24 protein-coding genes are annotated in these 22,850 nt (G+C 36.6%); 6 read left to right on the top strand and 18 right to left on the bottom strand.

From position 1 onward, the window contains the following. Positions 1 to 58: 58 nt before the first annotated feature. From ACFQ13_RS13400 to ACFQ13_RS13390, 3 genes are all read right to left on the bottom strand, one after another. Complete coding sequence (locus ACFQ13_RS13400) at positions 59 to 616, bottom strand: hypothetical protein (protein WP_386118172.1); 558 nt, start codon at positions 614 to 616, stop codon at positions 59 to 61. Between the two features lie 601 nt (positions 617 to 1,217). Beyond that, complete coding sequence (locus ACFQ13_RS13395; RefSeq protein ID WP_386118170.1) at positions 1,218 to 1,775, bottom strand: hypothetical protein; 558 nt, start codon at positions 1,773 to 1,775, stop codon at positions 1,218 to 1,220. A 655-nt stretch (positions 1,776 to 2,430) separates the two neighbouring features. Continuing rightward, the gene (locus ACFQ13_RS13390; protein ID WP_386118168.1) at positions 2,431 to 2,988 is read right to left on the bottom strand and encodes a hypothetical protein; all 558 of its coding nucleotides are present in this window, start codon (positions 2,986 to 2,988) and stop codon (positions 2,431 to 2,433) included. Positions 2,989 to 3,253: 265 nt separating this feature from the next. Here ACFQ13_RS13390 and ACFQ13_RS13385 point away from each other — a divergent pair, with 265 nt between their 5' ends. Together ACFQ13_RS13385 and ACFQ13_RS13380 are read left to right on the top strand one after the other, a co-directional pair. Next, the gene (locus ACFQ13_RS13385) at positions 3,254 to 4,132 is read left to right on the top strand and encodes an AraC family transcriptional regulator (RefSeq protein WP_114307990.1); all 879 of its coding nucleotides are present in this window, start codon (positions 3,254 to 3,256) and stop codon (positions 4,130 to 4,132) included. A 15-nt stretch (positions 4,133 to 4,147) separates the two neighbouring features. Continuing rightward, on the top strand, positions 4,148 to 4,321 hold the full coding sequence (locus ACFQ13_RS13380) for a hypothetical protein (protein ID WP_386118165.1): 174 nt from the start codon (positions 4,148 to 4,150) through the stop codon (positions 4,319 to 4,321). 39 nt (positions 4,322 to 4,360) lie between these two features. On the opposite strand, the gene ACFQ13_RS13375 is transcribed toward ACFQ13_RS13380, so the two are convergent. The 5 genes from ACFQ13_RS13375 to ACFQ13_RS13355 form a co-directional block, all read right to left on the bottom strand. Continuing rightward, positions 4,361 to 5,023, bottom strand: coding sequence for an HD domain-containing protein (locus ACFQ13_RS13375; protein WP_386118162.1), 663 nt, complete (start codon positions 5,021 to 5,023; stop codon positions 4,361 to 4,363). A 9-nt stretch (positions 5,024 to 5,032) separates the two neighbouring features. After that, on the bottom strand, positions 5,033 to 6,013 hold the full coding sequence (locus ACFQ13_RS13370) for an acyl-ACP desaturase (protein WP_114307988.1): 981 nt from the start codon (positions 6,011 to 6,013) through the stop codon (positions 5,033 to 5,035). A 21-nt stretch (positions 6,014 to 6,034) separates the two neighbouring features. Continuing rightward, positions 6,035 to 6,772 carry a lysophospholipid acyltransferase family protein gene (locus tag ACFQ13_RS13365; RefSeq protein ID WP_386118160.1) on the bottom strand — a complete coding sequence of 246 codons (738 nt, stop codon included), beginning with the start codon at positions 6,770 to 6,772 and terminating at the stop codon, positions 6,035 to 6,037. A gap of 51 nt (positions 6,773 to 6,823) precedes the next feature. Then, positions 6,824 to 7,219, bottom strand: coding sequence for a hypothetical protein (locus ACFQ13_RS13360; protein WP_386118157.1), 396 nt, complete (start codon positions 7,217 to 7,219; stop codon positions 6,824 to 6,826). A gap of 93 nt (positions 7,220 to 7,312) precedes the next feature. After that, positions 7,313 to 7,726: a BrxA/BrxB family bacilliredoxin gene (locus ACFQ13_RS13355; RefSeq protein WP_114307986.1), complete on the bottom strand. Its 414-nt coding sequence runs from the start codon at positions 7,724 to 7,726 to the stop codon at positions 7,313 to 7,315. Between the two features lie 430 nt (positions 7,727 to 8,156). Between ACFQ13_RS13355 and ACFQ13_RS13350 the strand changes: the two genes are divergently transcribed. Next, the gene (locus ACFQ13_RS13350; RefSeq protein WP_114307984.1) at positions 8,157 to 8,933 is read left to right on the top strand and encodes a TerB family tellurite resistance protein; all 777 of its coding nucleotides are present in this window, start codon (positions 8,157 to 8,159) and stop codon (positions 8,931 to 8,933) included. A 20-nt stretch (positions 8,934 to 8,953) separates the two neighbouring features. Here the strand turns inward: ACFQ13_RS13350 and ACFQ13_RS13345 are convergent, their stop codons facing one another. The 6 genes from ACFQ13_RS13345 to ACFQ13_RS13320 all read right to left on the bottom strand — a co-directional run bounded on the left by ACFQ13_RS13345 (position 8,954) and on the right by ACFQ13_RS13320 (position 15,492). Beyond that, a complete protein-coding gene (locus ACFQ13_RS13345) occupies positions 8,954 to 9,103 on the bottom strand; it encodes a hypothetical protein (RefSeq protein WP_386118154.1) in 150 nt (49 codons plus the stop codon). Positions 9,104 to 9,165: 62 nt separating this feature from the next. Then, positions 9,166 to 10,326, bottom strand: coding sequence for a metal ABC transporter permease (locus ACFQ13_RS13340; RefSeq protein WP_386118153.1), 1,161 nt, complete (start codon positions 10,324 to 10,326; stop codon positions 9,166 to 9,168). Continuing rightward, a complete protein-coding gene (locus ACFQ13_RS13335; RefSeq protein ID WP_114307982.1) occupies positions 10,319 to 11,446 on the bottom strand; it encodes a metal ABC transporter permease in 1,128 nt (375 codons plus the stop codon). The genes ACFQ13_RS13340 and ACFQ13_RS13335 overlap by 8 nt, the downstream gene beginning before the upstream one ends. Positions 11,447 to 11,553: 107 nt before the next feature. Further along, on the bottom strand, positions 11,554 to 12,288 hold the full coding sequence (locus ACFQ13_RS13330; protein ID WP_386118149.1) for a metal ABC transporter ATP-binding protein: 735 nt from the start codon (positions 12,286 to 12,288) through the stop codon (positions 11,554 to 11,556). After that, complete coding sequence (locus ACFQ13_RS13325) at positions 12,288 to 13,199, bottom strand: metal ABC transporter solute-binding protein, Zn/Mn family (RefSeq protein WP_386118146.1); 912 nt, start codon at positions 13,197 to 13,199, stop codon at positions 12,288 to 12,290. Before ACFQ13_RS13325 ends, ACFQ13_RS13330 begins: the two co-directional genes overlap by 1 nt. A gap of 40 nt (positions 13,200 to 13,239) precedes the next feature. Beyond that, positions 13,240 to 15,492, bottom strand: a complete 2,253-nt coding sequence (locus tag ACFQ13_RS13320) for a TonB-dependent receptor (protein WP_386118143.1) — start codon at positions 15,490 to 15,492, stop codon at positions 13,240 to 13,242. A 100-nt stretch (positions 15,493 to 15,592) separates the two neighbouring features. Between ACFQ13_RS13320 and ACFQ13_RS13315 the strand changes: the two genes are divergently transcribed. Together ACFQ13_RS13315 and ACFQ13_RS13310 are read left to right on the top strand one after the other, a co-directional pair. After that, the gene (locus tag ACFQ13_RS13315; RefSeq protein WP_386118140.1) at positions 15,593 to 16,255 is read left to right on the top strand and encodes a metal-dependent transcriptional regulator; all 663 of its coding nucleotides are present in this window, start codon (positions 15,593 to 15,595) and stop codon (positions 16,253 to 16,255) included. Between the two features lie 118 nt (positions 16,256 to 16,373). Next, positions 16,374 to 17,183, top strand: a complete 810-nt coding sequence (locus tag ACFQ13_RS13310) for a DUF6503 family protein (protein WP_386118137.1) — start codon at positions 16,374 to 16,376, stop codon at positions 17,181 to 17,183. A 306-nt stretch (positions 17,184 to 17,489) separates the two neighbouring features. Here ACFQ13_RS13310 and ACFQ13_RS13305 read toward each other — a convergent pair whose 3' ends face one another. From ACFQ13_RS13305 to ACFQ13_RS13290, 4 genes are all read right to left on the bottom strand, one after another. Then, positions 17,490 to 17,630: a FeoB-associated Cys-rich membrane protein gene (locus tag ACFQ13_RS13305; protein ID WP_386118135.1), complete on the bottom strand. Its 141-nt coding sequence runs from the start codon at positions 17,628 to 17,630 to the stop codon at positions 17,490 to 17,492. Between the two features lie 60 nt (positions 17,631 to 17,690). After that, positions 17,691 to 19,790, bottom strand: a complete 2,100-nt coding sequence (gene feoB / locus ACFQ13_RS13300; RefSeq protein WP_386118132.1) for a ferrous iron transport protein B — start codon at positions 19,788 to 19,790, stop codon at positions 17,691 to 17,693. Continuing rightward, positions 19,783 to 20,010 carry a FeoA family protein gene (locus ACFQ13_RS13295; protein ID WP_181858342.1) on the bottom strand — a complete coding sequence of 76 codons (228 nt, stop codon included), beginning with the start codon at positions 20,008 to 20,010 and terminating at the stop codon, positions 19,783 to 19,785. The genes feoB and ACFQ13_RS13295 overlap by 8 nt, the downstream gene beginning before the upstream one ends. 97 nt (positions 20,011 to 20,107) lie before the next feature. Further along, positions 20,108 to 20,788, bottom strand: a complete 681-nt coding sequence (locus ACFQ13_RS13290) for an SCO family protein (RefSeq protein ID WP_386118129.1) — start codon at positions 20,786 to 20,788, stop codon at positions 20,108 to 20,110. 84 nt (positions 20,789 to 20,872) lie between these two features. Between ACFQ13_RS13290 and ACFQ13_RS13285 the strand changes: the two genes are divergently transcribed. After that, a complete protein-coding gene (locus tag ACFQ13_RS13285; protein WP_386118126.1) occupies positions 20,873 to 22,807 on the top strand; it encodes a M1 family aminopeptidase in 1,935 nt (644 codons plus the stop codon). Positions 22,808 to 22,850 lie beyond the last annotated feature (43 nt).

Raw genomic sequence — 22,850 nt, 5'->3', positions numbered from 1 at the left:
AAAAGTGGGCTCTCTACAACCCACTTTTTGAACTAAATAAACTAATATAAACAACAATCTATATTCTGAAATTCTCGACGAACACTCTGTCATTCGACACGATTCTGGCTGTGTAATTGCCTCTAAGTGATTCGTCTAATTGGTACACACGATTTAAAATCTTACTTCCTTTTACTGTTTCAGAAAGAATTAAATCTCCTTCGTAGTAAAGTTCAACATCCATGCTATCTGATTCTAAATCTAATTTTGAAATTAAAACTTTTGAATTCTCTTTTCTTACTACAGGCTTAAAAATGACTTTTCTGTTAGCGTTTAAGTAAGACACTAAGTGATCTTTAACTTCAATAGTATTGATTTCGATTTCAAAGTCTTTAGTGATTTCTACCGTGTACTGACCGTCTTTTAATTGTGTAAAATTGAAAAGAGAAGTTAGTGCTCCTGTATAATTAACAGTTCCGCTGTAAATCACCATTCCGGTAGCATCAGCTACAGAAATTAAGTTTCCTTTTTTAACATAGTTAGACGTTGGTACAACATCTAAATTTTCGTTGGCGTAGCTAGTTAATGTTCCGAACATCACAGCTAGTATAAATAGGTTTTTAAGTAATAATTTCATTATCTATAAGGGTATGTAAATATATAGGCAAAGATAGAGGGCATCTTCAGGTTTGAAAACAACGATTTTGTCATATTTATATACAAAATTAACCGAATGCCTGTTAGGTGTTTTTCTTAGGGTTAATTTAGCATATATTAGTGGTAATCTGCCATAGGTTTTGAATTTTCAAGCTTTTTTTCTGGTTTTATTTAAGGTTGAATTTTATAAAATCATAGTTTTTTTTCCGGATACCCTAAACTTTTTAGGGTCTATTTTGTAGGAGTCTTCCTTTGAATTAGAAAATGGCTTTAATCCTTGGGGTTGGTCTCTATATGTATTGAAAAATAAAAACGGATAAATAGAGCTTTTGGGTAGGCCGAGTGATAGAGCAGAATACGATTTGTGGAATCGCTATGAGAGCGTAAGAAGAAAAAGGGAATGACTAAAATGTTCTACAACGTAGATTTGTTATTAAGCTGTGGTGATACATGGTCATCGTATCATAGTTTAATTGCTTCTTTGTTCGTTTTGATCTGGAGATCTTAAAATGTAGGCATAAAAAAAAGTGAGCTCTTAAGAGCCCACTTTTTGGAATATAAACTTATATGTAAACAACAATCTATAATCTAAATGTTTCAACGTATTGGCGGTCGTTAGATTTTACCACAGCAGTATAATCACCTTTGATCTTTTTATCAAGTTTGTACACTCTATTGATAATTTCAGCACCATTAACAGTTTCATTAAGGATTAATTCGTTTCCAAAATAAAGTTGTACTTCCATTTCATTAGTGTTTAAGGCTAATTTTGAAATGATCACACGGTCGTTTTCAATTCTGAATACAGGCTTAAAGATCTTTTCACTTTTTTGGTCAATAAAGCTAACCTGGTGGTCTTTAATCTCAACAGTATTAACTTCAATTTCAAAAGCTTTGTTTATTTCAATAACATAAACACCATCATGAAGCTGAGAGAAGTCGTATAAGGTATTAATGTCACCATCAAAATTAACTAATCCGCTAAATACAATAGCACCTTCAGCATCAGTTACGGTAATTGAATTTCCTTTTTTTACATCATTAAAACTTGGTACAGCCTCTAACGTTGTGTTGGCGTAGCTTGTGTATGTTCCTAACATCACTGCGAATACTAAAATGTTTTTGAATAATGTTTTCATAATTTTTCTTTTTTTGAGTTATGTTGAATCTTAAAAAAACTTGGGTTTTGATTTATAATTTGCTTTTAAACATTTAATTAAGATGTTTCAACACGGCAAAGATAGAGTGGGTTTGGATGCTAGAAAACAAGCATTTTGGCACAATTATATACATAATTAACCCATTGAAGTATGTGGTTTATGTATTAGGTTAATATAGTATATATTGGTGGTAATCTGCCATAGGTTTTGATATTTTCAGCTTTCCTACAGTAGTGCATTCTATTGTTTTTTATAAAACTGTGAGTTTTAAATAAGCGCCTCTTCTGGTTAAGATGTGTAGAAATTTGGAGTGATAAGCCTAATCGTTTTATTCTTTATAGATCTATTGTATTTATAAGGATGTAATAAAACCTGAACGACGTCTTTAATATATAGGGGATGCCAAACGTGGTGAATAGCTGTTAAATAGCGACTATATTATAAGGACGCTTATAATAAGGACTAGGAGAGGAAGTTTAGTACTGATTTCTGATTATACAATATAGAAACATCTAATCACAGGCTTCGGAAATTCCGCGATCTTGAATCCTGTAGCGCCAAATAGGCGTATAAAAAAAGTGAGCTCTTAGGAGCCCACTTTCAGCAATATAAACTTATTTATAAACAACAATCTCTATAGTTGGAAGGTTTTTACGTATTGACGGTCGTTAGATTTTACCACAGCGGTATAGTCGCCCTTAATAGTTTTATCAAGTTTGTAAACTCTATTTATAATGTCATTGCCATTAACGGTTTCATTATATATTAATTCGTTTCCAAAATACAGCTGCACTTCCATTTCATTAGTATTTAAAGCTAATTTTGAAATGATCACACGGTCGTTTTCAATTCTAAATACCGGCTTAAAAATCTTTTCACTTTTTTGGTCAATAAAGTTAATCTCGTGGTCTTTAATCTCAACAGTATTAACTTCAATTTCAAAAGCCTTGTTTATTTCTATAACATAGACCCCATCATGAAGCTGAGAGAAATCGTATAAGGTATTAATGTCCCCATCAAAATTGACCAATCCGCTAAATACAACAGCACCTTCAGCATCGGTTACGGTAATTGAATTTCCTTTTTTCACATCATTAAAACTTGGTACGGCCTCTAATGTTGTGTTGGCGTAGCTCGTGAATGTTCCTAACATCACTGCTAATACTAAAATGTTTTTGAATAATGTTTTCATAATGTTCCTTTTTTAGGGTTAAGCTGAATCTTAAAATGATGTTTTGAGTTATAACTAGCTTTTAAACATTTAGTTAAGATGTTTCAACATGACAAAGATAGAGTGGGTTTAGGTTATGGAAAACAAGGATTTTGGCATGTTTATATACATAATTAACCTAATAGGGGTTATAAATGAGATATTAGGATAATTATGTATATATTATTGGTAATCTTCTATAGGTTTTCATTTTGAATAGATTTAACTTTGCCGTAATTATTAGACTATGAATACAAGAAAGCCTACGTTAGAGAAAATAAGTCCAGAATTTGGTAGCTCTATTTTGGTACGAAAGCATCAAATAGATGCGTATAAAAAAGAGGTGAAGCCCTATTGGCACTTTCACCCAGAGATTGAATTGGTATACGTTAATAAAGGACAAGGAAAACGCCATATTGGTAATCACCTGTCTTATTTTAATAATAGCCAGTTATTATTAATAGGTTCTAATTTGCCTCATAATGGGTTTACAGACCGTTTAACCATTAATGGTTCTGAAACACTAGTGCAGTTTAGACCTGAATTTTTAGGTGATCATTTCTTTGATATTCCTGAAATGGAAGCGATTAATAAGTTGTTTGAACTTTCTAAGAAAGGCATCTTATTTGGTGTAAAGACCAAATTAAAACTCGGTAAGAAAATTGAAAGACTCAATGAAAAAACCGGTTTTAAACGAATACTGATCCTTTTAGAGGTATTACATGGATTGGCAAAATCTGAGGATTATACCATATTAAATGCAGATGGTTTTGCTTTTGAAACAGAACCTCAAGATAGCGCTAAGATTGATATTATCTTTAAGCATGTAAACCAGAATTTTAAAGAGCATATCAGTTTAGATGAGATTGCGGATAAAGTAAGTATGACGGTGCCGGCCTTTTGTCGTTACTTTAAAAAGGTTACCGGGAAAACATTTACTAAGTTAGTTAATGAATACCGTGTGGTACATGCTACAAAACTCTTATCTGAAAGTCAAATGAGTATTGCTGATATAAGTTTTGAATGTGGATTTAATAACTTTTCGCATTTCAATAAACTCTTTAAAGAATTCACAGGTAAAAGTGCCTCTAAATATCGAGGAGAACTGAAGTTAATGGTACAGTAGAAAGACAGCATTGCTATGGATGATAAAATTGAAAACGCAATAGCGTATTATACAAAGCAAGGCGAGGCTATTTTGGCCGCTGTTAATTCTAGTCAAAATCTCACTGCAGATGAAGTCATACATTATGGCGAAGAGATGGCGAAAATAGAATATAAATTAACCGCCTTAGAAGTAGCGCGAGAGAGTTAAACAAAAAGTGCGATTTTGAAATGTCAAAATCGCACTTTTTTATTTTTTACCTTCCCATTCTGCCAAAAACTGATTTAAAAAGCTTTCCATATACTGGTGGCGTTCTAAGGCAATTTGTTGCCCTGTTTTGGTATTCATTTGGTCCTTAAGCAACAGTAGTTTTTCGTAAAAATGATTCAGGGTTGGAGCATCAGAATTTTTATATTCAGATTTACTCATATTAAGGTTAGGTTCAATTTCAGGATTGTAAAGCGCTCTGTTTTTAAATCCACCATAATTAAAACAACGGGCTATCCCTATGGCGCCAATGGCATCTAAGCGATCGGCATCTTGTACAACTTCCATTTCTTTAGAACTAAAGGCGTTCTTGTTCGTATCAAAAGAATTTTTAAAAGACATGTGATCTATAATATTCGTCACATGCACAATAGTAGCTTCATCAACGTTTTGTGTTTTTAGAAAGGTACGTGCCACCGTTGCGCCTAAGGTTTCATCGCCATTATGAAATTTAGGATCTGCAATATCATGAAGTAAAGCAGCCAAAGCTACTGTCGTGAGGTTAACCGCTTCATGTTGGGCAATGAGCAAACTGTTCTTATAAACACGCTCTATATGAAACCAATCGTGGCCACCTTCGGCATGTTTTAATTCGGTTTTTACAAAATTAATCGTGGCTTCAATAAGTGCCTTGTCTGTACTCATCCGTGATGCTTATGCAGGATCTACCCACTTAAATTGATACGAGTTTTCTGGGATTTTCATACGTTCTGATAAACGATACATACGTGGTGGTAATTTCATAAGGTAATCGCGGGCTTTTTCAGCTTCATCTGTAAGTCCGGTAATTTTATCAATTTCCCAACGGTCTAAAAGTTTCTGTAAGATGTCTACGTAATCATTAGACGTATACACACCAATACGTTGTGCTGTATTAGAAAATTCTTCAAAAGCAGTACCAATACTCTCGCCAGATTCTCTTAAGAAATGGGCCGGCATCGCAATTTTACGCTTCATCATATCGTAAAACGCCATCATCATTTGGCTTGGATCAACGGCAAAAATACGCTCTACAAATTCAGAGTAGGCGTGGTGGTGACGCATCTCATCTCCAGAGATAATTTTACACATTTTAGCCAGTTGTTTGTTGCCTTTTTGTTTGGCAATCTTAGCCACACGGTTGTGAGAAATATAAGTGGCTAACTCTTGGAAACTTGTGTATACAAAGTTTTTGTACGGATCTCTACCTGTTCCAATATCAAATCCGTCGTTAATTAAATATTGCGTAGTTTTTTCAACTTCGCGCATATTTACACGTCCAGATAAGTATAAAAATTTATTTAAAACATCACCATGTCGGTTCTCTTCTCCTGTCCAATGACGAATCCAAGTGGACCAACCATTATTCTCTACCTGGTCTACACCTTCAACATCCATTAACCAAGATTCGTAAGTTGGAAGAGCTTCTTCAGTAATCATATCACCAACTAAAACCACCCAGAAATCATAAGGAAGCTCTTTAGAAAGTTCTCTAATTTCTCTGACCTCTTCAAAAAAGGTATCTTTTGTAGAATCGGGCAAGAAATCTGTGGGTTGCCAGATTTTTTCAACAGGAATTAAATATTTTTCTATAAGAGAATCGACATCTTTTTCAAGATGTTTCATGACCTCTAATCTTACGTTTTTTAATGACATCTTTAGTAATTTTTTAGATGATTATAGTTCAATGGCTTCAACAATTGTGTTTTCAACTTGCTGAATTAATTCGGACTTATCTGTAAAGTTAACAATTTCTAGGGGCTTATGAACGGTAAAAGTCATATGATTTCCTATGCCCATAGGAAAATTACCATAGCGTAGCATTTTCCAAGAGTTGTTAACGGTGACCGGAACGATAAGTGCAGAAGGGACTTTTTTAAGGAGCATTTCTAGCCCTTTGGTCTTAAATGGCTTGGGTTTACCGTCCTTACTTCGTGTGCCTTCAGGAAAAATAACAGCGGCACGTTTGGTGTTTTCTATATATGTCCCAAAGGTCATCATTGCGGATAAAGACTGTCGGGCATTTTTTCGGTCTATTAATACAGAGCCGCCATGTCTTAAGTTATATGAGACACTAGGAATGCCTTTTCCTAATTCTTTTTTAGAGACAAATTTAACGTGATGTTTTCGTAAATACCACATGATTGGAGAGATATCAAACATGCTTTGGTGGTTAGATACAATAATTATAGGGCGCTCGGTGCTAATCTCGTAAGGGTTGTAAAACGAAATTCTTGTGCCTAAGAGATTAAGGCATCGCATTATAAAAAACTGTAAGGCGTCTACTGTTTTTTTTAAGGCTTCATACCCAAATAGGTTATAACTTAACCATTGTATGGGGTGGAATATGACCAAGGTTAAACCGAAGCATAAATAAAATATAACAGAAAGCGGATAGGCTAATAATTTTCGCACAGTATTCAATTTATTGAAACAAAAATAATCAAATTCTTAATGTTGCAGGTACTAAAAAATAGGAATACACTCTTGGTCTTCGCAGTTAAAGCCTATGGGCGGTATAGCCACAGAACAATCGGATATAGCCCCACAGTTTAAGTTGTATTCAGCCTCTTTAGCATTGTAAGTGTTGACTAGATTCTCTAATTCCAACGTGTCTATAGATGTGGTGTAGATTAAGTAAGACCAAGGGCCACCACAAGGTTTTGACCCAAAGGGGAGATAACGACATTCAAATTCATCGCTACAAATAGCGCTGCTGGCATAGCTTTCTATAAAAGCTTTTTGCTCCACTAAATCTTGTAATAGCGATGTGCAGTTTATATCATCATCGTGGTCGTTGTCAGTACAAGCCGTGACCAAGAGAAGTGCAAGCCAGAGAAAAATGAGATAACGAAACTGCATAAAAACGTTTTTACTAAGATAGAACGTAAGACGGTCTTAAAATAAAAAAACCACGATATTATCGTGGTTTTTAAGTCTTGTAAAAGCTAGTGCTTAAGAGCAGTGCTCGTTATAAGCATCTTTAAGGTTTTCTGCGATTAATTCTGCAGGACGCCCTTCAATATGGTGACGCTCTAACATGTGTACCAATTCGCCATCCTTAAACAAAGCCATACATGGCGAGCTAGGAGGGAAAGGAATCATGTATTCTCTTGCTTTATTGGTAGCCTCTTTGTCTACACCAGCAAAAACAGTCACTAAATGAGACGGTCTTTTTTCATTCTGAATACTCATACGAGCGCCAGGTCTAGCATTGGCAGCGGCACAACCACAAACCGAATTTACCACCACTAAGGTTGTTCCTTCTTTTGCAATCGCGTTATCTACAGCTTCTGTAGTGTGTAATTCTTCAAAACCGACGTTGGTTAAATCCTCACGCATTGGTTTTACTAATTCTGCTGGATACATATTTTTTAATTTTAATTAATCTCAATTGAAATGCAAAGATAAGTAAAATTAATAGGCAGCCCACAGTCTTTGGTAGGCAGATTAAATAGTGCTATTGTAGAACACTATCGCTTAAGGATAACTTCACTATCTAAAAGTAAAACAAACCCTTCAGCAGATACCGGCTTGCTCAAGGGAATTGTAATAGGTGAACGTAAAAGGTCGTTCTAGTTTTTTTGAAATCTTAATTTTAAATTCAACAAACATATAATTTCAAGTCTGTTTCGTAACAAGTTCTAAATGTCTTCTACTAATAATCTGTTGTAATTGTTAGACGAATACCTTTTAAAGCTAAATTTTGTGGTCTCTGAAATCCTAATTTTCACTTAAAGACCAAACGTTTTAATAGGTTCGTGGTATATTTACAGCCTTAAAAAATTAAAGAGAATATATGAGTTTTGCAAAATGGATTGGTGGTGCAATTGGATGGTCGTTTGGAGGTCCAATAGGTGCCATTATAGGATTAGCCTTAGGGAGTTTTGTTGATAATATTGCCGATAAAAGTGCGCCTTTACTTGGCGATCGTCAAACGGGTAGGCAAAGTGATCCTTATCGTTCTACAGGAACAAGGCAACAGCCAAGAACACAATCTGGAGATTTTGAAGTAAGTCTGTTAATCTTAGCCTCTGTAGTAATTAAGGCTGATGGTGTGCAAGACCAACGTGAGCTCGATTTTGTACGTCAACAATTTGCTAATATGTATGGTAAGGATAGAGCTAATAAGGCTTTTGAATTGTTTAAGCGTATTAATAAGCAAGAGATTTCAACCCGTCAGGTGTGTTTACAGATAAAACAAATGATGGATCATGCCTCGCGTTTACAATTGCTTCATTTCTTATTTGGAATAGCAAAAGCGGATGGCTTGGTAACTGAAGATGAATTGCAACAGATTTTTACAATTTCAGGCTATTTAGGGATAAGCAACCGCGACTATCAAAGTATAAAAGCGATGTTTTATAACAGTAGCGATAATGCCTATAAAATTCTTGAAATTGATAAGTCGGTCTCTGATGCTGAGGTTAAAAAAGCTTATCGTGCTATGGCAAAAAAATACCATCCCGACCGTGTGGGGCATTTAGGTGAAGAACACCGTGAAGGTGCAGAAGCTAAATTTAGACAAGTACAAGAGTCTTATGAGCACATTCAGAAAGAACGCGGTTTTAAATAAGCGCTACAGGGCCTGATTGTTTAGGCCTTGTTGTCTTTTTCTTTTTGTCGTTTCTCTATATGCTTAAAGTAACGTTGTGTGCGGTATTTATTATAAATGTAAACGCATAGTACAATAAAGCCTAGAATAATTAGGCCGTTCTTTCCGGTAATATAGTTGAGTACTGTCATAAGAATTTAAATATGAAGCTCAGTCGCTTTATAAGGATTATACTTTCAATAATTGTATACGATTAGCCTCGGAATAAAAAGAAATCGGCCTTCATATCTTCAATTTGGGCATCTTCATTAGTCATGATATAATCAATGGCTTTAGAGGTAAATTGATCTCCTTTTTCAGTTAAAGACACGATATTTTTATCCAGACTGATCATATTGTTTTTTTGTGCTAAATCTAAAACGCTTTTGGCACGCACCTTCTGCCAATTAATATGTTCGTAAAGGTGGTTAACGTGGCGCTCTTCAAGTTCGTCATGATTTTTTAAATGCAGCAGAAAGGTCAATAAAGAGACTTCAATTTGCTGTTGTCTTTCTCGGTACATCACGGCAATTATTCCTTTGGTAGGAGCAAATAAATACACTAGTAAAAACACAAGTCCAAGAACTGTGGTTATAGATCCTGCAATTGAGGCATCTAACCAATGGGCGACCCAATAGCCAAAAACGGCACTAAACACACCAAAACTGATGGCTAAACCGAGCATCTTTTTTAAATCTGTAGTCAGTAAATAAGCTGAAGCTGCTGGGGCAATCATAAGCGCTACCACTAAAATAGCCCCGACAGCATCAAAAGCGCCTACGGTGGTTACTGAAGATACAGACATGAGTCCGTAGTGGATAATGGCAGGCGAAAACCCAAGTGAGGCCGATAAACCTTCATCAAACGTGCTTAATTTTAACTCTTTAAAAAATAGGATTAACAAAGACAGCGTAACTAATAAAATAAGGCCAACTACCCAAAGTGATTTAGGGCCTATATCAATGCCATTAAATAAAAGCCGGTCAAAAGGTGCAAAAGCCAGTTCGCCTAACAAAACGGCATCCACATCGAGGTGTACGTCATTGGCATTTTTAGCAATAAGAATCACCCCAATACTAAATAACGCAGGGAAGACTAAGCCAATGGCGGTATCTTCTTTTACTAAGCCTGTTTTTTGAATGTACTCCACTAAGACTACCGTGATTATTCCGGTTAAGGCAGCCAGTAGAATAAGTAAGGGTGAATTTAAATCTTGCGTAATAAAAAAGCCAACCACAATACCAGGCAATATAGCATGACTAATGGCATCGCTAATCATAGCCATTTTCCGTAACACTAAAAATGTTCCAGGGATGGCGCAGGCAATGGCGACTAAACTAGCTATGAGCTGTATTTCTAATTGGGCGCTATTCATCGTTTGTGCTCTGTTTAGTATATAAATTGGCTGCGGTTTCAAACCCTGTTGGGGTTAGGCTCCACATATTTCCATTAAGTTTTACGTAGTCTTTATCTACCAATTTCTGAAGGGTGCTTTTTGTGTAACCTTGAAAATTGTTAAGCAGCTTTACCGTGTGTGGGTGTGAAATATTTTCATGAGTTTCTGCAATGTGGTACATAAAAGCTAAGGTTTTATGCAATTCTAAATCCCGTCTGTTTTTTATAACTCTAATTTGTTTAAATAATAAGCCTCGACTGGGAGAAAAGATAAAGGAGAAGGCTACAAACACACTAGCGACAAGTACAATCACGGGACCTGTAGATAGATTATTCTGACTGGCACTAATGGCGGTTCCAAAAACACCAGAGAAGGCGCCAAATACAGCGGCTAAAACAACCATTTTAGATAAACTATTGGTCCATTGTCTCGCAGCGGCAGCAGGAGCTAATAGCATAGCGCTCATTAAAACAACGCCTACAGTTTGCAAGCCTAAAACAATGGCTAATACAATGAAAACGGTAATGAGAATATCTATAATTCGGGTGTTAAACCCTAATGTTTTGGTATAATCGGCATCAAAGAGGAGTATTTTAAATTCTTTCCAAAACGTCAGCATCACTAAAAGGCAAACTCCTGTAATAATAGCCATCATCCAAACATCACTTTCTACTAAGGTAGCCGCTTGCCCAAAGAGGTATTTGTCTAAGCCGGCTTGGTTGGCATTAGGTTGCTTCTGAATAAACGTAAGAAGGAGCATTCCAAATCCAAAAAACACTGATAGGATGAGGCCTAGGGCGGTATCCGATTTCAGGTGGGTTTTGGTGACGATGTTCTTAATCCAAAATGTCCCTACAAGTCCACTAACCAAAGCACCTATTAATAGAGTATTACTGTCTTTTGCTCCGGTTATTAAAAAGGCGATAGCAATACCAGGTAAGGCTGCATGCGATATGGCATCTCCTAATAAACTTTGCTTTCTAAGGACGGCAAAACTTCCTAGCATTCCGGTGATGGCACCTAAAATTGCTGTTCCTAGCGTAATGGTTCTAAGGGTGTAGTCTGAAAATACTAATTCTATGTATGTTGTAATGTCCAATGCGTATGGTAAAATTGAAGCGCTTATGTAGCGTTATGGTATTTGTTTGTTCATTTTTTTTCGGATCGCCATATTTTAAAATCTGATAGTCTTGGTAGTTTTAGAGATTATTCTTGAATACTAACTTTATAATTAATGCCGTAGGTTTTTGTTAAGTTATCATCATTAAAAATATCTTTAACAGGACCTGTGGCAATTTTTTTTACGTTTAAAAACGTTACCCAATCAAAATATTCGGGAACCGTTTGTAGGTCATGGTGAACAACAATAACCGTTTTATTGGCCCGTCTTAATTCTTTTAAAATATTGATAATGGCAACTTCTGTCGTTGCATCTACACCTTGAAATGGTTCATCCATAAAATAGATGGAAGCATTTTGAACTAAGGCGCGTGCTAAAAAGATCCGTTGCTGTTGTCCTCCTGAGAGCTGGCTAATTTGTCGGTTTTTAAAGGCTAACATCCCGACTTTTTCTAAAGCTTCTAAGGCTGATTTTTTTTCTTTCTGCCCCGGACGCTTTATCCAGCCCAGACTTCCGTAGGTTCCCATCATCACGACATCTAAGGCTGTGGTTGGAAAATCCCAATCTACACTTCCCTTTTGGGGAACATAAGCCACCAATTGACGTTGTTTGCTATAGGGTTTACCATAAAAGGACACACTACCAGCAATAGGTTTTAAAATGCCTAATATAGATTTTATTAAGGTTGATTTCCCGGCACCATTTGGGCCAACAATGGCCATAAGAACGCCTTCAGGAATTTCTAAATCAATATCCCAAAGGACCGGCTTGTAATTGTAGGCTACAGTAAGATCGTCAACTTTTACGGCTATTTTATCCATTATTTAAGGGCATTAACAATTGTATTCACATTGTATTCAAACATTCCAATATAAGTTCCTTCTGTAGTACCGGCATTTCCAAGGGCATCAGAATATAGCGTGCCACCAATTTCTACATGGTGTCCCTTTGAATTTACAGAAGCTTGTAGGGCTTCAATTGTTCGCTTGGGTACAGAACTTTCAATAAAGATAGCTTTAATCTGTTTGTCTATAATAAAAGTAGCTAATTTTTGTACATCTTGAACGCCAGCTTCGGTAGCGGTAGAAATTCCCTGTAAACCTACAACGTTAAAACCGTAGGCTTTTCCGAAGTAATTAAAGGCATCATGAGCGGTAACTAAGATCCTTTTGTCTTCAGCAAGTGTGGCTATCGTTGCTTTTATCTTGGTTTGAAGTTGGTCTAAGTCTTGGACGTATGCCACTTTATTGGCTTCGTACTGCGCGGCGTTATCAGGATCTTTTTCTGATAATACGGTCGCAGTTTTATTTGCAAAACGTTTAAAAAACTCAATGTCGAACCACACGTGCGGATCGTAGTTAGAAGCAAAATATTCAGAACCAATTAAAGCGTTCTTATCTAAGGCGTCAGATAAGGCAATAGTGGTTTTATTAACGCTTTCCATTTTTTCAAGCACTTCTACCAATTTCCCTTCAAGGTGTAATCCGTTATAGAAAATGATATCTGCATTAACCAATTTAGACACATCGCCTTCGCTGGCTTTGTAAAGGTGGGGATCTACACCAGCACCCATAAGGCCATTTACATGGATTAAATCACCACCAATATGTTGTACCAAATCGGTAACCATAGTGGTTGTGGTAACGATATTTAGTTTTCCGTCGTCTTTAGTCTTATCTGCGCAAGCCGTAAAAATGAGCGTGATAGCACATAGGAAAATCATTTTTTTCATAAATCTAAATATTTATTACGAAGGTACTAAAAATGAATGATTAATTGAAGTGATATCGCATTCCAAAAAATAATCGAATTCCTTGATTAGGACCATAGACATAAGAGGGGTCAAAGGTTAGGGCATAAGGATTATCTGCGGTGGCAATAACATCGCCATTAGCATCAAAATCTACATTTTCATCAAAAGGATCGTCAGCTCTAGCAATAATAAAAGGATTACCTTTGTTTGGGGTCCAGTTTAATAGGTTTTTTACACCGCCATAAAGTTCTAAATTGTTTAAGCCATCGAAGGTCAGTTGTATATTCTGAATACTCCACGTTGGCGAATAGTCTTGCCTTGGGTCTAGGTCGCTTAACAAAGGTAATCGCATTGGGCCATAAAGGCTTCCGGTATAATCTAAGGTTAGATGGGTGGGGTAATGTTTGTAACTGAAGGACCAAACCCCAGAGAAGCGTTCCGTTAGTATTTGTCTTGTGGTAATGTCATTTTCGGTTTGTGAAACATCTTGATAGGTTCCGCCAATAGACGCTTTAATGCCACTTGCAAAAACGGCGTCTACATTAAAACTAAAACCTTTTGAGGTGGAGTAACCGTCGAGGTTGTCGTAGATGATGAGGTTCGGATTGCTATCGTAATCTGGAATAATAGCATTGGTAAAATGTGTGTACCAGGCTGAGGTGTCAAAGGTGAAGTACATGCCGTTTTTAAGGTAGAGTTTCTTTAAATAGTTTAAGGTAAGGTTATAAGACTTTTCCGGATTTAGTGTTTCTTCAATCACTACATCTCTAGCGCCAGTTAATGCCGCATGTTCTTCGGTAAAAAGGTTTACAACTCTAAAACCTGTTCCTGCATTTAATCTAATAATATCGGTATCAGTGGGTTTAAATTTATAGGCGAGTCTTGGGGTAAAAATTGTACCGTGCCTACTGTCGTAATCTAATCGGGTGCCTAAGAGTAAACTTTGCTTAGAATTAAGGGTAATTTCATCTTGAACAAACACCGAAGGTATGGTTGTTTCATCGGCTATTGTGGTGGCTGTGGTATTATCATTGTAATAGTTGTAACGCAGGGCGGCACCAACTAATAAATCGTGATTAGAAAGGGTTTTATCCCAAATAAATTGCCCGAAACCAATGCGCTGCTGTGCGATGTAGGGTGTGTTTCCGTAGACTGAATTTTGGTCGTGGTCCGAATAGGAGAATTGGAAGTTAACCTTTTCACTTAATGGTAATTGGTAGTTTCCTAATAGCTCAAAACGCGAGGTGTAGATGCTTTCACCATAAACTGCGTCGCCACCTCTAAAGTTTTTATTCCATTGTAATTCGCCACCCCAACGGTCTTCATAAAAATAGCGTCCGGCAACGGAGAATTTTCGATTATGAGCGCGTTTAAAATCCCATTTTTGGAATACAGAAATGCGGTCTTGCAGCGTAAGATCTGTAAAATTATCATTGTTATTATCAATACGTTCGTTAAACCTAAAGTAGTTGGTGCCGACTAAAACACTAGCCTTTTCGCCCACCTTTGCTTTAAATCCGGCGTCAAGATTAAGCTCGCCCCAACCGGTTAGGAACGTATCGGCAAAAAAATGCGGGACGTTATCCGGGTGTTTGGTAATGATATTGATTAAGCCTCCAACCGCTTCACTGCCGTATAAAGAGGAGGCCGGACCTTTTACAATTTCAATTTGTTCAATAAGAGAATTGGGAATTCCGGATAAACCATAAACGGTAGAAAGTCCACTAACAATGGGCATCCCATCAATGAGTACTAAAGTGTAAGGACCTTCTAATCCATTAATATGAATATCTCCAGTATTACAGACATTACAATTTAATTGGGGACGTACGCCGTTAACATTCTGAAGCGCTTCAAAAATATTAGGCGTTGGGTTTTTCTTTAAAAAGGTAGTGCTATAAACCTCTACGGGCACGGCGCTTTCTAAGCGAGATACGGCTTTAAGCGTTCCGGTGACAATAACCTCGTCTAACGCATCACTTTCAATAAGATTAAAAACAAGGTTTTGGTCTTTATTTTGAATGGTGATGGTTTTTTTTTGAAGTTTAAATCCTGTAAATGATGCTGCAATGGTATAGGTGCCGGGTTGTAAGTCTTGAAGCGTAAATACACCCTCTGAATTAGTGGTGCTGCCTTTAATGCTATTTTCAATATAAATATTCGCATAAGGGAGTGGTGCGCCTTCTGAAAATACTTTTCCTTGAATTTTATACGTGGTTTGAGCTGTTGCTGAGGAAATTAAAAGAAAAATAACATAATTAATTAGCTTCATCTTGATTTATTTTTGCTCAAATATAAAATTATTTTTAGAGTTGTCTAAAAATATTTTAAGAAAGATAAGTTCTTTATATTTGTAATTCACATTTCAGTTTATGATCACACTTACAGAAGAAAACTATATAAAGACCATTTATCATTTAAGTACTAATGGTGAAAAAACCGTGAATACCAACGCTATTGCTGAGGTGATGCAGACCAAAGCTTCTTCTGTAACCGATATGATTAAAAAATTATCGGAAAAGAATTATGCCGATTATAAAAAATATCAAGGTGTAACTTTAACGGAAGACGGTAGGCGTGTCGCTGTTAATATTATTAGAAAACACCGCTTATGGGAAGTCTTTTTAGTGGAGAAATTAAATTTTTCATGGGATGAGGTGCATGAAGTCGCCGAGCATTTAGAGCATATTAAGTCAGATAAGTTGGTGGACGAATTGGATGCCTTTTTAGAGTTTCCGACTTACGATCCGCATGGCGATCCTATTCCAGATAAAGAAGGAAATTTTAAACCTTTAGAAAAAATTGTTTTGGCTAAAGCCGAAGTTGGGGCCACTTACAAATGTATTGGGGTTGATGATACGTCTTCTAAGTTCTTAAAATATTTAGATAGTAATAAGATTGCTCTAGGCACGATTATGAAGGTATTGCACAAAGAACCTTTTGATCATTCTGTGAAATTAGCTTTAGAACATGCTGAAATTGTAGTCTCTTATAGTGTGGCTAAAAATTTATATTTAAAGAAAATTGAGGGCTAATACCACTCATTTTTAGGCTTTAAAAGTTAAAATTGTATTAATTTAGTCGCCCAGCGCACTTGGTGTTGCTATGACGTTCTATTTTTGAAAACATTCTTAACCTATAAATCCGTATTCCATGTCACATATTTTGAAATCTAGTTTTTACTGCATGTTGCTACTCACTTGTTTTTCAAGTTGTAAAAATGAGAATAAGTCTCCTGTTGTAGAGGAAACGCCGGAGTTAATTATAGAGCAAGAACCTGCTTCTCCTATTGAAACCATAGAGAAAGCCTATAATAAAGATGAATTTTTGTCTAAAGCGGCAATTCAGACTGATATTGTAATCAATTTTGGAGGTCAGGAACGTTTAAATGCAACGATGACCTATTTAACCAATTCTACACAGGGAAAAATAGCCTTAAACGATGGAACATTTATTTATTATCAAGATGATAAGGTGTTTCACTCTCCAGATTTAGTCAATGAGAAAGCCGTGCGTTTTGATGCTTATACTTGGATGTACTTTTTATTATTTCCGAATAAATTAAGTGATGATGGAACTATTTGGTCGGATGTAGAATCTTTAAAACTTCAAGATAAAACCTATAATGCTCAAACACTAACGTTCGAAGCCAATACAGGAGATGCTCCAGATGATTGGTACGTCGTTTATAGCGACCCTAAAACCCATATGATTGATTATGTAGGGTATATTGTAACGGTTAATAAATCTAAAGAAGCTGCTGAGTCTGATCCGCATGCCATTGGCTATTCAGATTACAAAACTATCGATGGGGTACCAGTCGCACACCAATGGGAGTTTTATGAGTGGACGAAAGCCGGAGGTATTGGTAAAGTTATCGGTGATGCAACCTTAAGCAATGTAAAGTTTGTAACGCTCGATGAAGAGACATTTAAAGTTCCAGAAAATTTTATTGAGAAATAAGCATTTAATTGTCTCAATTATAGCGCTATGCTGCACTTTTTAAAGTGTTTCGTGGGTTAGTGTGATAAAAACTACGGAGTAGAGCCGAGATGTTGTTGTGCTTCTATTTAAATAGATGTGTTATATTTCTACGCGGTGATACATCAAATTTCAACCTGAAACATGTGGCTCTATTTAGAAGTAGCCAATAGAATAAGCTTTAGGATTAGTTCTGAATTTTTCGCAATAAAAGATTGTTTTTCTGAAGTGGTTAAAGCATGGCTATGACTTTGCCGGCTCTAACTTGTAAACTTATGAGGTGAGGTTTTAATGACAGCCACAGCCATCGTCACCACCACAAACTTTTGTCGATTTTTTCTTCATCGGTAATACATACTTCTTAACAAGAAATAGTACCGCTGCGCCTACGGCGATATAAACGAGGATATTTTGAATAATAGTGTTCATAGAAGACTTTTTAATAACGTTTAAGGCAAAGGACTTAAATTCTGTTGTAAGCCCTTGTCTTTAAATTAAGACTTGGTAAGCCACTAAAGCTACAAGATACGCAAAACCACTCATAATAACTAATTGATAGAGCGGCCATTTCCAAGAATTGGTCTCTTTTTTAACAATGGCTAGGGTACTCATACATTGCATTGCAAAGGCGTAAAACAACAATAGGGAGATTCCGGAAGCAAAATTAAACAAGGGCCCACCTAATATAGGATTAACCTCTCCGGCCATACGGTTTTTAATGGTTTCTTCTTCATCGCTCCCTACACTATAGATCGTGGCTAGGGTTCCCACAAAGACTTCACGAGCAGCAAAAGAGCTAACAATAGCAATACCAATTTTCCAATCGTAACCCAAAGGTCTAATGGCAGGTTCTATAGCATGACCCGCAATACCTATATAAGAATGTTCTAGTTTTTGAGATTCTATTTTTTGGTTGAGTTCGTCTTCACTTAAGTTCTGAGAGGCGTATTTTTCAGTAACAATACTTTCGGCATTATTAAAATTATCACCGGGACCATAAGATGCTAAAAACCAAAGGACAATAGAAATGGCTAAGATAATTTTACCGGCACCAAAGACAAAGGCTTTTGTTTTTTCTAAAACGGTTAAGGCTACGTTCTTCAGTAAAGGAAGTTTATAATTAGGCATTTCTACCACAAAGAAACTTTTACTCTTTTGGCCCATAATTTTATGAAGGATCCAAGCTGAACCTACTGCGGCACCAAAACCAATAAGGTAGAGTAGCATTAAGGTTAAAGCTTGATAGCTTAGTCCTAAAACACGACCTTCAGGAATCACTAAGGCAATGATTATTAAATATACAGGAAGTCTTGCCGAACAGGTGGTGAACGGTGTTACCAATATGGTAATTAAACGTTCTTTCCAGCTTTCAATGTTACGAGTGGCCATAATAGCAGGAATCGCACAAGCCGTCCCCGAGATTAAAGGCACAACACTTTTTCCGCTTAATCCAAAACGTCGCATTATACGGTCCATTAAGAAGACCACGCGACTCATATATCCACTTTCTTCAAGGATAGAGATGAATAAAAACAAGAATGCAATTTGTGGAATAAAAATAACGATACCGCCAAGGCCCGATATAATTCCTTCTGCGAGTAGGTTGGTAAAGGCGCCTTCTGGGAGAGTCACTTTTACCCATTCGCTTAAGGCAGCAAATGAGCTATCAATGAAATCCATAGGAACACTAGACCAATCGTAAATGGCTTGGAAAATGGTCAGGAGGATAACGGCAAAAATTAAATAACCCCAAACTTTATGCGTTAAAATTCGATCTAATTTAATTCTTAAATCCTTTGCCGATTTAAGGTCGATGGTTTGCCCTTTTTTTAAGGTTTCGTTTATAAATTGATACCGCTTAATGGTTTCCTTTTGCTGTAAACGCTTTAAGTCGGCTTTAGATTTGGTTTTAAAATCTTCAACAGCATCATAGGTCTTTCGGTCTGTTTTTCCGAAGTTAACATCTTGGGTAATCACCAACCAAAGTTTGTATAGTAATTGGTTAGGAAAGGCTTTTCTTAAGTTATTGAAATAAGAAGTATCAATTTCAGAAGCATTTAAACAAGGCTCTGCCGAAATTTCCTTGTAATGGGTAAGCAGTTCTTTTAATTCTGAGATCCCTTTATTTTTTCGGGTGCTAATTAAGGCAATTTTAGTTTTAAGTTCTTTTTCTAGGTAAGCAATGTCTAGGGTGATGCCTTTATAGGCCATACGGTCTGACATGTTTATCACTAAAATGGTTGGAATTTCTAAATCCTTAATTTGTGTAAATAGTAAAAGATTCCGTTTAAGGTTTTCTACATCACTGACCACCACAGCTAAATCGGGATAGTCTTTACCATTTTTGTTAAGAAGCAATTCAATCACCACATTTTCATCTAAGGACGATGCATTTAGACTGTACGTTCCTGGTAAATCAATGATATGGGCTTTGACGCCGCGAGGCAGTTTGCAAATACCTTCCTTTTTTTCAACCGTAATACCTGGGTAATTTCCAACCTTTTGGTTTAAACCCGTTAAGGCATTAAAAACAGAGGTTTTTCCAGTATTAGGGTTTCCTATTAAAGCGACGTTAATTTGCTTACTCATGCACGGTTTCAATTATAATATGAATAGCGGTTTCTTTTCTAATAGCTAAGTGAGAGCCATTGATGTTAAGGTACATCGGATCTGCAAATGGTGCCACCTGCACAAGTTCTACCGAATTACCTGGCAAACAGCCCATTTCTAGGAGTTTTAAAGGAATATGAATAGAAGACACATCAGTGATGATGGCTTGTTGTCCGCGTTTTAATTCTGCTAATGTCAACCTTGGCTTATTTAGAATAGTTTTAAAGAAGCAAAAATAAGAGAATTTTGTTAGTGTAAGAAGCGTGATAGGGAATATTTAACGGCTTTATTGTTTTCTAAGAGGACTCAAAATAGCGCAGCGTTTCAATATCTTCTAAAAGACGGTCTATATCTTCAGGATTTGTACCGTCGTAAAAGCCTCTAATTTGACGTTTTTTATCAATAAGCATAAAGTTCTCTGTATGAATCATATCGTATTCATCACCATTACCATCGGTCTTTACTGCTAAGTAACTTTTTCTTGCCAGTTCATAAATTTGCTTCTTATCTCCTGTAACAAGATTCCATTTTTTATCGTCAACGCCTTTTTCTAACGCGTATTTTTTAAGCTGCGCCACACTATCAATCTTTGGTGTTACGGAGTGTGAGAGTAACATTACATCGTCATAATCGCTGATAGCGCTTTGTACTCTAACCATATTCTTGGTCATAATAGGGCAAATGGTAGGGCAGGTGGTGAAGAAAAAATCGGCCACATAGATTTTATCTTTATAATTGTCTTGGGTAATGGTTTCTCCATTTTGATTGGTTAAACTAAAATCTGCAATAGTATGGTATTTTAACTGATGCTGAATGCTGCTGTCTACTAATTCCTCGCTCACCATTCCGGGTTGATAAATAGGAAGGTGTTGTTTTACATTTAAAATATTGTAGATAATTGCGAGAATAAGAAGCGATAGTATAGAAAAAAAGATACCAAACTTTTTATAATCTTTAAAAAAGGAAAGAAATGACATGCTATGGGTATTAAGAGGTATGAAGTACAAAAATACAATGGTATCTCAAGAAAAACCTTATTTTTAACATTAAAAACTGCTGTTATGAAACCATTTATAAGCGCCGTTCTCGGTTTGTTAACCCTACAAATTGCTGCGCAAGATTTTCAGAAAACCTTAGAAGAGGTACGTGCTTCTGAAGCCAAATCTGCCATGCAACAAATGATGAGTTCTCAAAATGCCAACACGGGGAATTACGATGTAAAATACCATCGTTTAGAACTAAATGTAGATCCTTCAGAGGCTTCTATTTCTGGGGCCATTACCACGTATTTTGAGGCTAAAGAAGATATGACGGAAATTACCTTTGATTTGGCGGATAATATGTTGGTGTCTCAGGTTGAACAACACGGTGTCGCGTTGAGCTATACTCAAAATTCTAATGACGAGTTGGTTATTACGCTACCCATTGTACAAAGCCAAGGCGTGTTAGATTCTTTAACGGTGAGTTATGCGGGAGATCCTATTAGTTCTGGTTTTGATTCTTTTGAGCAAACCACCCATAACGGCGATCCTATTATTTGGACGCTTTCCGAGCCTTATGGTGCTAAAGGATGGTGGCCTTGTAAGCAAGATTTAATCGATAAGATAGATTCAATAGATGTTCATATTACCACTCCGGCCTATAACCCTTCTAATGAAAGTTATATTGCGGTGTCTAATGGTTTAGAGCAAAGTCAGACTTTGATAGGCGCTGAAAAAGTGACGCATTTTAAGCATCGTCATCCTATTCCGGCGTATTTAATTGCCTTGGCGGTGACCAACTATGAGGTGTACGCCCATGAAGTGGCCAATGGAGGAGCGCCTTTCGACATTGTTAATTATGTGTATCCCGAAAACTTAGCCAGTGCGCAAGCAAGTACTGCGGTAACGGTAGATATTATGAATTTTTTTACGGAGCGTTTTGAACCTTATCCTTTTGCGGATGAAAAATATGGCCATGCCCAATTTGGCTGGGGCGGTGGTATGGAGCATACTACCGTTTCTTTTATGGGATCGTTTAGTCGAGGACTTATTGCGCATGAATTAGCGCATCAATGGTTTGGGAATAAAATTACCTGTGGTAGTTGGAAAGATATTTGGTTAAATGAAGGCTTTGCAACTTATTTATCCGGACTCGTTATTGAAGACCTTGATGGTGACGCTAGTTTTAAAACCTGGAGACAACAAACCATTAATAGTATTACCTCGCAACCCAATGGTGCGGTTTATTTAACGGACCAAGATACCTTAAGTATAAGCCGAATTTTTAGTAGTCGCTTAAGTTATAACAAAGGGGCTATGGTCTTGCACCAACTGCGTAGACATTTGGGGGATGTTGCGTTTTATCAAGGTTTACAAGATTATTTAGTGGCACCAGATTTAGCGTTTGATTATGCCAAAACAGAAGATTTTATGGCCGTGATGGAAACTTCAACAGGGCAAGACTTAGACGGTTTTTTTCAGGATTGGATTTATAATGAAGGGTATCCGAGCTATCAAGTTAATTGGAATCAAAATGGAAATGCCTTATCCGTAACCTTAGGTCAAACCCAAAGTGATAGCTCTGTAGATTTCTTTGAAGCTAAAGTACCGATTAGAGTTTTGGGCGAAGGCGGGGAAATTTTAGACCTTGTATTAAACCATCAAAGTAATAATGAAACTTTTATTGAAACTGTAGATTTTGAAATTTCAGAATTGCTGTTTGATCCAGATTATCATTTAATTTCTAAACAGAATAGTGTAACCTTAGGAACTGAAGATTTTATACGAAACACTGAGATAACGCTATATCCTAACCCTTCAAGTTCTGAAGTGTATGTACAAAAACCAAATGGGGTAGTGGTGCATCAAATTTCAATTTATAACCAATTGGGGCAGTTATTGCAGGTTCAAGATTGGACTTCAGAAATAGATATTTCAGGGATTGCTCCTGGGCTATTGTTTATACAGTTTGAAACGGAAACCCAAATCATTAACAAAAGAATTGTAAAAAAATAAAGCAGGCTGAATTTTAATCGATTGTCTTGGGCGCTGTCCCTTC

Origin of the sequence: Winogradskyella rapida (genome assembly GCF_042675845.1) — a bacterium.
GTDB lineage: Bacteria > Bacteroidota > Bacteroidia > Flavobacteriales > Flavobacteriaceae > Winogradskyella > Winogradskyella rapida.
This window is presented reverse-complemented; position numbering and strand designations above follow the sequence as displayed.